Source organism: Dietzia sp. SL131 (genome assembly GCF_026672565.1).
Taxonomy (GTDB): domain Bacteria; phylum Actinomycetota; class Actinomycetes; order Mycobacteriales; family Mycobacteriaceae; genus Dietzia; species Dietzia kunjamensis.
The window spans coordinates 1,258,600-1,271,881 of record NZ_JAPPRI010000003.1 but is presented as its reverse complement, the minus strand read 5'-3'; the positions used below and the strand labels follow the sequence as shown (position 1 = coordinate 1,271,881).

The 13,282-nt window shown below is 70.7% G+C and carries 12 protein-coding genes and 1 tRNA gene; 7 read left to right on the top strand and 6 right to left on the bottom strand.

What is annotated here, in order from left to right; genetic code table 11:
• Nucleotides 1–14: 14 nt before the first annotated feature.
• From OVA21_RS06790 to OVA21_RS06780, 3 genes are all read right to left on the bottom strand, one after another.
• Complete coding sequence (locus OVA21_RS06790) at nucleotides 15–668, bottom strand: hypothetical protein (protein ID WP_268092076.1); 654 nt, start codon at nucleotides 666–668, stop codon at nucleotides 15–17.
• Nucleotides 665–1,033, bottom strand: a complete 369-nt coding sequence (locus OVA21_RS06785; RefSeq protein WP_119191686.1) for a TfoX/Sxy family protein — start codon at nucleotides 1,031–1,033, stop codon at nucleotides 665–667. Before OVA21_RS06785 ends, OVA21_RS06790 begins: the two co-directional genes overlap by 4 nt.
• Before the next feature lie 90 nt (nucleotides 1,034–1,123).
• Nucleotides 1,124–1,209, bottom strand: a tRNA-Leu gene (locus OVA21_RS06780).
• A 201-nt stretch (nucleotides 1,210–1,410) separates the two neighbouring features.
• Here OVA21_RS06780 and OVA21_RS06775 point away from each other — a divergent pair.
• Complete coding sequence (locus OVA21_RS06775; protein WP_268092075.1) at nucleotides 1,411–1,953, top strand: YbhB/YbcL family Raf kinase inhibitor-like protein; 543 nt, start codon at nucleotides 1,411–1,413, stop codon at nucleotides 1,951–1,953.
• Nucleotides 1,954–1,966: 13 nt separating this feature from the next.
• Here OVA21_RS06775 and OVA21_RS06770 read toward each other — a convergent pair whose 3' ends face one another.
• Together OVA21_RS06770 and OVA21_RS06765 are read right to left on the bottom strand one after the other, a co-directional pair.
• Nucleotides 1,967–3,034, bottom strand: coding sequence for a quinone-dependent dihydroorotate dehydrogenase (locus tag OVA21_RS06770; protein WP_069388872.1), 1,068 nt, complete (start codon nucleotides 3,032–3,034; stop codon nucleotides 1,967–1,969).
• A gap of 49 nt (nucleotides 3,035–3,083) precedes the next feature.
• The gene (locus OVA21_RS06765; protein ID WP_067714412.1) at nucleotides 3,084–4,085 is read right to left on the bottom strand and encodes a hypothetical protein; all 1,002 of its coding nucleotides are present in this window, start codon (nucleotides 4,083–4,085) and stop codon (nucleotides 3,084–3,086) included.
• 205 nt (nucleotides 4,086–4,290) lie between these two features.
• On the opposite strand from OVA21_RS06765, the gene OVA21_RS06760 reads away from it, so the two are divergent.
• From OVA21_RS06760 to mshC, 5 genes are read left to right on the top strand one after another with little or no spacing between them, the layout of a single operon-like run.
• Nucleotides 4,291–5,136 (top strand): undecaprenyl-diphosphate phosphatase, encoded by an 846-nt coding sequence (locus OVA21_RS06760; protein ID WP_194307203.1) that lies wholly within the window; start codon nucleotides 4,291–4,293, stop codon nucleotides 5,134–5,136.
• Nucleotides 5,137–5,192: 56 nt separating this feature from the next.
• On the top strand, nucleotides 5,193–5,897 hold the full coding sequence (locus OVA21_RS06755) for a histidine phosphatase family protein (RefSeq protein ID WP_096905476.1): 705 nt from the start codon (nucleotides 5,193–5,195) through the stop codon (nucleotides 5,895–5,897).
• A gap of 40 nt (nucleotides 5,898–5,937) precedes the next feature.
• On the top strand, nucleotides 5,938–6,525 hold the full coding sequence (locus OVA21_RS06750; RefSeq protein ID WP_268092074.1) for a DUF3090 domain-containing protein: 588 nt from the start codon (nucleotides 5,938–5,940) through the stop codon (nucleotides 6,523–6,525).
• Complete coding sequence (locus tag OVA21_RS06745) at nucleotides 6,522–7,304, top strand: SCO1664 family protein (RefSeq protein WP_096905478.1); 783 nt, start codon at nucleotides 6,522–6,524, stop codon at nucleotides 7,302–7,304. Before OVA21_RS06750 ends, OVA21_RS06745 begins: the two co-directional genes overlap by 4 nt.
• Nucleotides 7,305–7,329: 25 nt before the next feature.
• The gene (gene mshC, locus OVA21_RS06740) at nucleotides 7,330–8,583 is read left to right on the top strand and encodes a cysteine--1-D-myo-inosityl 2-amino-2-deoxy-alpha-D-glucopyranoside ligase (RefSeq protein WP_256819288.1); all 1,254 of its coding nucleotides are present in this window, start codon (nucleotides 7,330–7,332) and stop codon (nucleotides 8,581–8,583) included.
• 80 nt (nucleotides 8,584–8,663) lie between these two features.
• Here mshC and OVA21_RS06735 read toward each other — a convergent pair whose 3' ends face one another.
• A complete protein-coding gene (locus OVA21_RS06735; RefSeq protein WP_067714429.1) occupies nucleotides 8,664–9,590 on the bottom strand; it encodes a PAC2 family protein in 927 nt (308 codons plus the stop codon).
• Between the two features lie 49 nt (nucleotides 9,591–9,639).
• Here OVA21_RS06735 and metH point away from each other — a divergent pair, with 49 nt between their 5' ends.
• Nucleotides 9,640–13,200, top strand: a complete 3,561-nt coding sequence (gene metH, locus OVA21_RS06730) for a methionine synthase (RefSeq protein ID WP_268092073.1) — start codon at nucleotides 9,640–9,642, stop codon at nucleotides 13,198–13,200.
• The last annotated feature ends 82 nt before the right edge of the window (nucleotides 13,201–13,282 follow it).

Genomic DNA, 13,282 nt, shown 5'->3' with positions numbered 1-13,282 from the left:
GAGGTGGTCAGCCCCTAAACCGTCCGCCCCCGCAGGGTGGACACGTCGCCGGCACGCAACCCGGTGAGCACGTGCTCCACCGCCCGCGGGTGATGGTCCCGCCCGGAGAGGACGGCGGTGGGGGCGAAGCCGTGGCCCGCGGCGTACGCCTCGGACACCAGCTGGGCGTGGGCCTCCACGGGCAGCACGCCCGGGCCCTGGCCGGCGGGGGCGTCGTGGGCGCCGCGGGCGAATGCCGCCCGCCAGTCGTAGGCGCGCCGGCCCAGGCGGATCTGCTCGCTCAACGCCCGCACCACGTAGCGCGGGCCGAGGTACCGGCCCTGCCAGATGTGGGTCAGTTCGTGCACCAGGGTCGGGGTGGCCCGTAGCCGCGTGGGGCCGGGGCCGGTCATGACCACGATCCCGGGGTCGGCGCCGAGATAGATCAGGCCCGGCAGCGCAAACGCACGCCGGTGTGGGACTCCCGGAACGTGGCCGCGGCGGATCACGACCGGCGTGGGGTCGATCGTGCCCGCGAAGAACCCGTCGAGATCGGCGCGGACCTCCGACGGCAGGTCCAGGGGCGGCGGAGCCAGCCCCAGGGCGTCCAGGCCCCGGTCTGCGGCGCGGGCGGCAGCTGCCAGGGCCCGTCCCGCCGCATCGCCCGGTCGGCCGGCGCTCGCCCTCACGGCGTCCCGCCGGTGACCGAACGGTTGTACTCCGGGGCCGGCGCGAGCCACCCGGCCAGCTGATCGTCCGTCGCGATCGACGACGGCTCCACGGTGATCCACCCGGGCCCCATGTCCCGCCCGGCGCCCATCTCGGCCCGGATCGCGCCGGGCAGGGCCATGAGCTCATCGTGCCGGTCGGGGGAGACCCTCACGAGCAGTGACCCGTCCCGTCCGGCGCTGACCGCGATCCTCTCGGACACCATGACGCAGTGGCCGCCGAACATCGACACCTCGCGGGTCACCGGCTCATCGACGAGGAGTTCGCGCAGGCGGTCGATGAGCTGCTGCTGAGCGGGGGGCGGTGTGCGGGGTGTGCGGGCCATCGGGCGACCTCCCCAGCAAAACTCACCCAGAAACAAGTGGGCCCCGGATCCTCACGGATCCGGGGCCACTTCTACTGTCTCGACACAGTGTGCGCGAGGGGGGACTTGAACCCCCACGTCCGTTAATAGGACACTAGCACCTCAAGCTAGCGCGTCTGCCATTCCGCCACTCGCGCTCGCACACTGGTGACCTCCACCGGCTCGTGTCCGGCTTGGTCGTGCGAGGAATGACATTAGCCGATGCCCGAACCGTGGACCAAATCGGGGTCCCGCCGCGGCTCCCACCGCCGGGTCATCGCTGGTAGACAGGGCTGGTAGACAGGGACGTGACCGGATGGAGGACCACTCCACACCGCCACGATCGCAGGAGGATGACGATGACCGACTTCCGTGTGCCCGACCCCTACGCCGCACTCCCGGATCTACCGGCCCTCGAGGTGACGAGCGAGTCGTTCACCGAGGGTGCCACCCTGTCGGCCGCGCAGCTCGGCGGGAAGATGGGTGTCGAGGGCGGCGAGGACAGGTTGCCACAGGTGAGCTGGAGCGCGGGTCCGGAGGGTACGAGGACCTACGTGGTCACCGTCTTCGACCCGGACGCCCCCACCGCGTCGGGCTTCTGGCACTGGTCGGTGGCCAACATCCCGGCAGAGGTGACCTCACTGCCCGAGGGCGCGTGCACGGGCGACGACACCTCGGGCCTCCCCGAGGGCGCGGTCGTGGTCCGCAACGACGCCGGCTTCAAGGGCTTCGTGGGCGCGGCCCCGCCGGCGGGCCACGGGCCGCACCGCTACATCCTCGCCGTCCACGCGGTGGGCGACGAGATCGAGCTCGGTGACGACGCCTCGTGCGCGTTCGTCGGGTTCAACCTGTTCGGCCAGGGCCTGGCCCGCGGCACGGTGACGGGGATCTTCGAGCAGTAGCGCTCAGTAGCGCTCAGCGCACCGCCGAGCCGACGGCCTCCGCCAGGGACCCGAACCCGCCCTGGCGGAGGCGCTTGGCCACCAACCGGTTGGTGCCGCGCAGGAGCGTGGGTCCGGTGAAGATGAACCCGGTGTAGGTCTGGACGAGGTTCGCGCCGTGGGTGATGCGGTCCCAGACGTCCTCGGGCGTCTCGATGCCACCGACGGAGATGATGACGATGCGGCCGCCTGCGCGTCCGTGGATCCGCGAGAGGACCTCCCGCGACCGGGCGGCGACCGGCGCGCCGGAGATGCCCCCGGCGCCCAGTGCCTCGACCGCCGCGGCGGGGGTCCGCAGTCCGTCACGCGAAATGGTGGTGTTGGTGGCGACGATGCCCGCCAGCCCCAGTTCCAGCACGAGGTCCGTCACCGCGTCGATGTCCGCGTCGTCCAGGTCGGGCGCGATCTTCACCAGGACGGGGATCGTGGCCACGTCCCGCACCGCCGCGAGGATGGGCCGGAGCGATTCGACGGCCTGCAGATCCCGTAGTCCCGGGGTGTTGGGGGAGCTGACGTTGACGACGAGGTAGTCGGCGAGACCCGTGAGCATCGTCGCCGAGGCAACGAAGTCGCGGACCGCGTCCTCCGCAGGGACCACCTTGGTCTTGCCGATGTTGATACCCACCGGGTCACTGCTGCGGCGCCGACGGAGGTTGTTGGCCGCGTTACCGGCCCCGTGGTTGTTGAACCCCATCCGGTTGAGGATCGCCCGGTCCTCGACGAGCCGGAACAGGCGTGGGGTGGGATTGCCCGGTTGGGGAGAGGCGGTCACGGTGCCCACCTCGCTGAACCCGAAGCCGATCGCGCCCCACGAGTCCACGGCGGCGGCGTTCTTGTCGAACCCGGCCGCCAACCCGAGCGGGCCGGGGAAGGTACGACCGAGCACCTCCTGGGCGAGCACGGGGTCCCGCACACCCAGGATCCGGCGAGCCACGGCACCGAGCGGGGGCACCAGGGTCAGGAGCTTGAGCAGGCCGAACACCAGGTGGTGGATCCGCTCCGCGGGAAAGCGGAACAGCACCTTCTTGAGCAGTGCGTACACGGTCCTCCTCGGTGAACGTCCCCGGGCGGGACGTGGGTCTTCTGGGCGATCAGCTCGCCGGCTCGGTGAGGGTCGGTCGGATGAGGTGCAGGCCCGCCCCATCCGCGGAACCGACCACCACCGTCCCCGAGTCGGTGACCGCCAGCGAGTCGGGCTGGCGCACCGTCGGGATGTCCGCGCGCTGGATACCGACGCCGTCGCCGAGATCGTACGCCTGGACGGTGTTCGTCCCCGTGGAGGTGACCCAGACAAGTCCCCTGGAGGTGTCCTCCGCCACCGCCCACGGGGCCGCGGCGACGGGGAACTGCTGATGCAGCCGGACGGGCGAGGTCGAGTACACCAGCAGGGTCCCGCCGACCGTGTCGCTGGCCACCACGGAACGCTCGCCGAACTCGTCGAGCTGACCCGCCCCCTTGCCGGCACGCAGGAGCGGCCCGGCGTTGTCCGAGTCGAGGTCGATGCTGGCGATGACGGTGTCGGGGCGGCTCAGGGCCGTCACCGAGCCGTCCCGGGCGACGCTGATCCGGTCCACGGCGGTCAGCCCGCCGATGCGACGCTGCTCGGCACCGTCGGCGTCGCGCACGACGATCTCGCCCTCCGGGGTGCCGGTCAGTAGTCGACCGTCCGTGGTCAGCGCGGCCGCGGTGACCGGGCCCAGCCCGGTGATCTCACGGACCTGCCCGGTGGCCGACACCAGGACGACGCCGTCGGAGTGGGGGACCAGCACCGTGCCGTCGTGCGCGGCCGAGGCATCGCCGGCACCCGGGGGCAGCGGCACGGAGTCCTCCTCCACCCAGCGGGTGCCGTCGATTCGACCGATCTCCAGCGACGGCGGGTCGTCGACCCGGGCGATGACCCGGTCACCCACCGCGACGAGGGAGCGGACCGAGCCGGGAACCGGGATCACGTCACCCCCGGCGGGGTCGGAGACCTGCGGCGACTCCGCGGGGGAGGCGTTGCCCTGGGCGATTCTGTTCTGCTCCTCGAGCTCCGCGGTGGGCGAGGAGCAGGCGGTCAGTGCGATCGCCAGGGCGAGGAGGGCGGCGGGCATGCCGGAACGGTGGAGGACACGTCGGTGCACGGTGTTCCTTTCGACTGCCCGCCATTGTCCACCACGCGGGTGCTCGGGCACCGTCCAGGTCCGGGCGACTACTCTCGCTGGGTGCGGTGACGCGATCCGCGTCCGATCCGCCGGAACCCGAGAGGAAACAGCGCACGTGAACACATCGGTCCTCGCCGCGCCCACCGCGGAAGGGATGTCCTGGCTCCAGGTCGTCGTGCTCTCGGTGCTCCAGGGCCTCACCGAGTTCCTGCCGGTGTCGTCGTCCGGCCACCTACGGATCTTCTCCACCTGGTTCTTCGGCGAGGACGCGGGCGCGTCCTTCACCGCCGTGGTCCAGCTGGGCACCGAGGCCGCGGTGCTGGTGTTCTTCTTCAAGGACATCGTGCGCATCCTCGTCGCCTGGTTCCGGGGCGTGTTCGACTCCGAGCACCGCGCCGACCCGGATTACCGCCTGGGGTGGTTCGTCATCGTCGGGTCGGTCCCGATCGCGCTCATCGGTTTCGTCGGCAAGGACTTCATCCGTGACGCCGCGCGGAATCTCTGGATCACCGCCATCGTGCTCATCGTCTTCTCCTTCGTGTTCCTGCTCGCCGAGAGGTTCGGCCGGCAGGACCGCCCCGTCGACGCCAAATCGCTCGAGGGTCTGACGATGAAGGACGCGATCGTCATGGGGCTGGCCCAGTGTCTGGCGCTCATCCCGGGCGTGAGCCGCTCCGGGGGCACGATCTCCGCCGGCCTGTTCCTCAACATGTCGCGTGAGGCCGCGGCGCGGTTCTCGTTCCTGCTGGCCATCCCCGCCGTCCTCGCCTCGGGCCTGTTCAGCCTCCCCGACGCGTTCGAACCGTCGGTGGGGCAGTCGGCGAGCGGATTCCAGCTCCTCGTGGGGTCGGCGATCGCGTTCGTCATCGGGTACGCCGCCATCGCCTGGCTCCTGAGGTTCGTGCAGAACCACTCGCTCGCCTGGTTCGCCGGGTACCGCATCCTCCTCGGCGCCCTGGTGATGATCCTGCTCGGCACCGGCACGATCCCCGCGACCTGACCGGGGCCGCCGCCCGGCCGGTGACCGACCCGGCGGGCCGTCGGTAATCTTCCCGTATGACCGTCATCCTGCTCCGGCACGGCCGATCCACCGCCAACACCGCCCTCACGTTGGCAGGCCGTACACCGGGGGTCGGCCTCGACGACACCGGCCACGCCCAGGCCGCGGAACTCGGCCGTCGGCTCGGGGAACTGCCCGTCGAGGCGGTCGTCCGGTCGCCCCTCATGCGGTGCCGTCAGACCGTCGAACCCCTGGCGCGGTCGCTGGGCGTGGAGCCGCTGGTCGACGAGGGGCTGGTGGAGGTCGACTACGGCTCGTGGACGGGCCGACCACTCAAGGACCTCGCCTCCGAGCACCTGTGGTCGGTGGTCCAGCAGCACCCCTCGTCGGCGGTCTTCCCGGACGGGGAGTCCCTGGCCGGGATGGCCGGTCGGGCGGTGACCGCCATCCGTCGCCACGACCAGCGCCTGGCGGAGGAGGCGGATCGCGACGTGCTGTGGGTGGCGTGTAGCCACGGCGACGTCATCAAGGCGGTGATCGCGGACGCCTACGGGATGCACCTGGACCAGTTCCAGCGGATCGTGGTGGAACCCGCGTCGGTGTCCGTGGTCCGGTACACGCCACACCGCCCGTTCGTGCTCCGGGTCAACGACACCGGCGGCGACCTGGCGGGTCTCCGCGGGGACCCGGCCGGCCGGGTCGGCGACGCCACGGCGGGGCACGCCAGCTCGGACGCCGTCCCCGGCGGGAACGTAGCCTGATGATCCGCACCACCATCCACCCCACGAGGAGACCACCCGCATGAGCAGGGCAGTGCACGAGTTCCGCGACCCGACCCGGTTCGTGGTGGGCACGGTCGGCCAGCCGGGCGAGCGCGTCTTCTTCGTCCAGGCCACCGAGGCGGGTCGGACCATCTCGGTGCGGTGCGAGAAGCAGCAGGCCCAGATCCTGTCCGAGAGGATGGGCGACCTGCTCGACGAGATCGCCGACAAGTCCGACGTCCCGATCCCGCCGGCCGGTGGCGTCGTGGATGATCTCGACCCGCTCGAGATGCCGGTCGACGCGGAGTTCCAGGTGGGCACCATGGGGCTCGGCTGGGACGGGGAGCACTCCAAGATCGTGGTGGAGTTGTTGGCGATGGACCCGTCCGCCACAGACGAGTCGGTGGTGCTGTCGGACGCCGAGGACGCGCCGGACGCGCTGCGCGTCTTTCTCACCCCCCAGCGCGCCCGGCAGTTCGTGCTCCGCAGCGAGAAGGTCGTCTCCGCCGGCCGTGCCCCGTGTCCGCTGTGCGGCGAACCGATCGACACCACCGGCCACCTGTGCGTCCGGCTCAACGGTTACCTCCCGCGGTCCGGTGAGGCGCTCATCGACCTCATCGACCCGTGACCGACCGCCCGGTCAGCCCCGAACTCACCGTGCTGTACCGGATCCCGTCCGGCAGCAACGCGGTCTACCACTGTGTGGACGCCCACGGGGACAGCTGGGTCTACAAGCCGTCGGCGGGGGAGCGGCCGCTGATGGACTTCCCCGACGGCAGTCTGGCCGCGCGGGAGATCGCCGCACACGCGGTCTCCGAGGCGTTGGGCTGGGACCTCGTGCCACAGACCGTGGCCGCGCACGGCCCGGGCGGGCCGGGGATGGCCCAGCGCTGGATCGAGGAGATCGATCGCGAGCAACGCTCCGGGCACGACCCGATCGACGTCCACCCCGCCGACGCCGTCCCGGGCGGCCGGGCGGTCGTGCTGCGGGGCGAGGGCGCGCGGGGAGAGGACGTGGTGGTGGCACACGGCACCGACGACCGGCTGCGCCGTATCGCTGTGTTCGACCACGTGGTCAACAACGCCGACCGGAAGGGCGGACACGTCCTCGTCGACGCCGCGGGGGTCGTCTGGGCGATCGACCACGGCCTGTCCTTCCACACCGAGCCCAAGGTGCGCACCGTCCTGTGGGGGTGGGCGGGTCAACCCCTCACCGCCGACGACGTGGCGGGGTTGGAGCGTCTCCGGCGCGACCTGGCAGAGGGCGGCGCACTCGGCGCGGCCCTGTCCGACCTGCTCTCCTCCGCCGAGGTCGAGGCTCTCACCGAGCGCGTCGACACCCTCCTCGCGACCCGGGTGTTCCCCGTTCCCGGCCCCGGCTACCCCTTACCCTGGCCGCTCTTCTGACCGCGTGGTCCTTAGACTCGGCCGCATGCACTCGTGGTCCACGCCTGTCGTCCCCTCGGTCCCCGGCGACGGCGTCCCCCTGAGGTTGTTCGACACGGCCGGCGGGGAGTCCCGCGAGGTGGCGCCGGGGCCCGTCGCACGCATGTACGTCTGCGGGATCACCCCGTACGACACCACCCATCTCGGTCACGCGGCCACCTATCTCACGTTCGACCTCGTCTACCGTCAGCTGCTCGACGCCGGGCACGAGGTCCACTACGTCCAGAACACCACCGATGTCGACGACCCGCTGTTCGAGCGGGCCGAGCGTGACGGCGTCGACTGGCAGGAGCTGGGGGACCGCGAGACCGACCGGTTCCGCGAGGACATGGAGGCGCTCCGGGTCCTCCCGCCGCGTGACTACGTCGCGGCCACCGAGACCATCGACGAGGTTGTGGAGATGGTGGCCGAGCTCCTTGAGCGTGGTCACGCCTACTGCATCGACCCCGCCGTCGACGGCTACTCCGACGTCTACTACCGCCACGGCGCGACCGAGGAGTTCGGGTACGAGTCGGGCTACGACGACGACGAGATGGCCGCCGCCTTCGCCGAGCGCGGTGGCGACCCCGACCGAACCGGCAAGGAACACCCGCTGGATGCGTTGCTGTGGCGCGTCAATCGTCCCGGCGAGCCGGCGTGGCCCTCCCCCTGGGGGGCGGGCCGACCCGGGTGGCACATCGAGTGCTCGGCGATCGCCCGCAACCGACTGGGGATGGAGTTCGACATCCAGGGTGGCGGCAGCGACCTGGCCTTCCCCCACCACGAGTTCTCCGCCGCCCACGCCGAGGCGGCCACGGGGGAGGCGCCCTTCGCCCGTTTCTACGTCCACGCCGCGATGATCGGGCTCGACGGCGTGAAGATGAGCAAGTCGCTCGGCAACCTGGTGCGCGTGCAGGCGCTGCGGGAGGAGGGCGTCGACCCGGCGCTCATCAGGCTCGGCCTGTTCGCCGGGCACTACCGCGTGGACCGGTCCTGGTCCGGGGAGCTCCTCGAGGCCGCCCGTCTCCGATACGACACGTGGAACCGGGCCGTCGCCCGCGGCGCCGGTGCGGACTCGGCGGCCGCGATCACGGCTCTGCGCGAGCGCCTCGCGGACGACCTGGACACGCCCGGGGCGTTGGCCGTGATCGACGCGTGGGCGGAGGCGACGCTGGGCGGTGACGAGGCGGACCCGGCCGCCGGTGTCGCGGTCGCGACCGCCCTGGACGCTCTTCTCGGCATCCCGTCGACCGCCGCCTGACCGGCCGGGCCAGCTGACCTGCTGACCGGCGGGGCCGCCTGCCTGCGGGACGCGGGTGCCGCGTCCCGACCGGCCGCGGGTCACCCGGCGTCGGGCTCGTCCCGCTCGCCCCGCAGGAAGCGCTCGAACTCGGCGGCGATCGCGTCGCCGTCGACCAGCGGCATCGCCTCCCCACCCGACGCGCGGCCGCGGTCGGGCTCCGGGTCGACCCCCGGGGTCACTCCGGAGTCCTCGTCCATCCGGTCCTCGAGGGACTGGATGTAATCGCGGAGGTCCTCGTCCTCGCCCGCGGCTGCGTCGACACGGTCGGCCCACGTCCGCGCCTGCACGCGCAGCGCGTCCATCGGTACCGCCATGCCCAGGTTCTCCGCGATCCAGGACAACATCGCCTCGGTGCCCCGAGGGTTCGGCGGCGAGGCCACGTAGTGGGGGACCCCCGCGAACACACTCAGCGTGGGCACCCCCGCCTCGGTGAGCAGTTGCTGGAGCACCCCGGACATCCCGGTGGGCCCCTCGTAGTCCGACGGTTCGACACCCATCGTCGCCATCCGCTGGCGGCTGAACGCCGCGCCGGTGAGCGGGACCGGACGGGTGTGCGGCACGTCGGCGAGGTAGGCCCCCAGCAGGATCACCTGGGACACCCCGAGGGTGTCGACCAGGTCGACGAACTCCGAGGCGAACCGGCGCCACTTCAGGGCCGGCTCGGGCCCCCGCACCAGCAACACGTCCGCGGCGAACCCGTCCGGTCGACACGCCGACACCACCACCCGGGGCCACTCCACCGAGCGGGACACCCCACCCGAGATCCGGACGACGGGCCGCTGGTCCAGGTAGTCGAAGAACTCGTCACCGCCGACCTCGGCGATCTGGCGGGCCTCCCAGTTCAGGGCGAGGTGTTCGATGGTGCCGGTCGCTACGTCCGCGGCGTCGTTCCAGCCCTCGAAGGCCACGATCATCACCGGGCTCTCCAGATCGAGATGCCCGTCGGGACTCCATTGGACAGTCATTAGTACAGCCTACGTTCGTCCGGTTGTTCCCCACCCATACACTGGGGCCATGTCTGTCGATTTCGATTCGCCCTTATTGGATGCCGCCCGTCGGCGAGTACTGATCGGTGACGGGGCGATGGGCACGATGTTGCAGGCCGTCGACCTCGACGTGGACGCGGACTTCCTGGGCCTGGAGGGCTGCAACGAGATCCTCAACGCCACACGTCCGGACGTCGTGGAGGACATCCACCGGGCGTTCTTCACCGCTGGCGCCGATCTGGTGGAGACCAACACCTTCGGCTGCAACCTGTCCAACCTGGGCGACTACGACATCGTCGACCGGATCGGTGAGCTCGCGGAGAAGGGCGCGGCGATCGCCCGCAAGGTCGCCGACGAGATGGGTCCGTCCGAGGACGGGACCCCCCGGATGGTGCTGGGTTCCCTCGGGCCGGGCACCAAGCTGCCCTCCCTGGGGCAGACCACCTTCGAGGAGATGCGGGACGCGTACGCCCAGGCCGCCGAGGGGCTGGCACGAGGTGGCGCGGACGCCTACCTCATCGAGACGAGCCAGGACCTGCTCCAGGTCAAGGCCGCGGTGCTCGGGTGCCAGGACGGGATGGCCGCCGCCGGCCGGCGGCTGCCGATCATCTCCCACGTCACCATCGAGACCACGGGCACCATGCTGCTCGGCTCGGACATCGGCGCGGCCCTCACCGCGTTGGAGCCGCTGGGCATCGACATGATCGGCCTCAACTGCGCCACGGGTCCGGCCGAGATGATCGAGCACCTGCGGTTCCTGTCCCGGCACGCCGGGATCCCCGTGTCGGTCATGCCCAACGCGGGACTGCCGGAGCTCGGCGAGCACGGCGCCGTCTACCCCCTGGGCGCCGACGCGTTCGCGCCGCAGGTGGCCGATTTCGTCTCCGAGTTCGGCCTGTCGATGGTGGGCGGGTGCTGCGGCACCACCCCCGAGCACATCACCCGCCTGCGCGACGAGGTCCTGGGCCGCGAGAAGGCCGAGCGTCGGGTGGAGCCCGTCAACGCGGTCGCCTCGCTGTACAGCTCGACCCCCCTGCGCGCCGACGCCGGGATCCTCATGATCGGTGAGCGCACCAACGCCAACGGTTCCAAGCGGTTCCGCGAGGCCATGCTCGCCGGCGACTGGGACACCTGCATGGACATCGCCAAGGAGCAGATGCGCGACGGTGCGCAGATGGTCGACCTCTGCGTGGACTACGTCGGCCGGGACGGCTCCGACGACATGAAGGAGTTGGCCGGCCGGCTCGCGACCTCCTCGACGCTGCCGATCATGCTCGACTCGACCGAGCCCGGTGTCATCGAGGCCGGTCTGGAGAAGCTGGGTGGCCGCTGCGCGGTCAACTCGGTCAACTACGAGGACGGCGACGGGCCGGAGTCCCGTTTCCAGCGGATCATGCAGCTGGTCTCGCGCCACGGCGCGGCTGTGGTCGGGCTGACCATCGACGAGGAGGGCCAGGCCCGGACCGCGGATCGCAAGGTCGAGATCGCCGAGCGGCTCATCGCCGACCTCACCGGTAACTGGGGGGTGGCGGAGGAGGACATCATCATCGACTGTCTGACCTTCCCCATCTCGACCGGCCAGGAGGAGGTCCGCCGCGACGGCATCGAGACAATCGAGGCCATCCGCCGGCTCACCGGGTCACACCCGAAGATCCACACCACGCTCGGCTTGTCGAACATCTCGTTCGGCCTCAACCCGGCCGCCCGCCAGGTGCTCAACTCGGTGTTCCTGCACGAGTGCATCCAGGCGGGTCTGGACACCGCGATCGCGCACAGTTCCAAGATCCTGCCCATGAGCAAGATCGACGAGCGCCAGCGGGAGGTCGCCCTCGACCTGGTCTACGACCGTCGCGGTGAGGGATATGACCCCCTCCAGGTGTTCATGGAGCTGTTCGAGGGCGTGTCCGCGGCCGGCGCCAAGGACGCGCGCGCGGCCGAGCTCGCCGCGATGCCGCTCATGGAGCGGCTGTCGGCCAGGATCGTCGACGGCGAGCGCAAGGGACTCGAGGCGGACCTCGACGCCGCGATGGCGGAGATCCCCCCTCTGGAGATCATCAACACCCACCTGCTCGGTGGGATGAAGACCGTGGGTGAGCTCTTCGGGTCCGGTCAGATGCAGCTGCCGTTCGTCCTGCAGTCGGCGGAGACCATGAAGGCCGCGGTCGCCCACCTCGAGCCCCACATGGAGGCCAGCGACGAGGACGGCAAGGGCCGCATCGTCCTCGCCACGGTCAAGGGCGACGTGCACGACATCGGCAAGAACCTCGTGGACATCATCCTGTCCAACAACGGCTACGACGTGGTCAACATCGGCATCAAGCAGCCGATCTCGGAGATCATCTCCGCGGCCCGCGAGCACAAGGCCGACGTGATCGGCATGTCCGGCCTGCTGGTGAAGTCGACCGTCGTGATGAAGGACAACCTCGCCGAGCTCAACTCGGAGGGGATCGCCGGGGAGTTCCCGGTCCTACTCGGCGGTGCCGCGCTGACCCGGTCCTACGTCGAGGTCGATCTCGCCGGGATGTACCAGGGTGAGGTGTTCTACGCGCGGGACGCGTTCGAGGGCCTGCGGCTCATGGACGAGGTGATGACGTCCAAACGGACCGGGGTCCCGATGTCGCAGTCGTCGGAGTCCGCGGCCAAGGCCGAAGAACGCCGCGAGCGCCGCGCTCGCAGTGAGCGGATCGCCGCCAAGCGCGCCGCCGAGGCCGAGCCCGTCGTGGTCCCCGAGCGGTCGGACATCGCGGCCGACCAGCCGATCGCGACCCCTCCGTTCTGGGGGACCCGGATCGCCAAGGGGATCCCGGTGGCGGACTACGCCGGTCACCTGGACGAGCGTGCCCTGTTCTTCGGCCAGTGGGGCCTGCGGGGCACCCGCAGCGGCGACGGGCCGGACTACGAGGAGCTCGTGGCCACCGAGGGCAGGCCCCGCCTGCGTTCGTGGATCGACCGGTTGACCACCGAGAACATCCTGTCCCACTCGGCCGTGGTGTACGGCTACTTCCCTGCCTACTCGGTCGGCGAGGAGATCTGGGTGCTCGCCGAGCCGCGCCCGGACGCCGAGGTGCTCCACAAGATCGCGTTCCCGCGCCAGCAGCGTTCCCGCTTCCTGGCCATCCCCGACTTCCTGGCCTCCAAGGAACGATGTGAGGCCGAGGGAGTGGTGGATGTCCTGCCGTTCCAGCTCGTCACCATGGGCAAACCCATCGCGGATTTCGCCAACGAGCTGTTCGCCGGCGACAACTACCGGGACTACCTGGAGGTTCACGGCCTGTCCGTGCAGCTCACCGAGGCCCTGGCCGAGTACTGGCACCGTCGGGTCCGTGACGAGCTCCGCCTGCCCGAGGGCACCGTCTCGGACGAGGACCCGGACAGCATCGAGGAGTACTTCAACCTCAAGTACCGGGGTGCCCGATACAGCTTCGGCTACGGCGCCTGCCCCGACCTGGAGTCCCGCAAAGTGGTCGTCGATCTGCTCGAGCCCGAGCGCATCGGCGTCGAACTCTCCGAGGAACTGCAGTTGCATCCCGAGCAGTCGACCGACGCGTTCGTGCTGTACCACCCGGAGGCCAAGTACTTCAACGTCTGAGGCGGGCACGCAGGACAGCCTGTCCTTGCTGGTAGAGGACATACCCGACGGCGGATGATGAAGTCATGCACACCATCGGGCA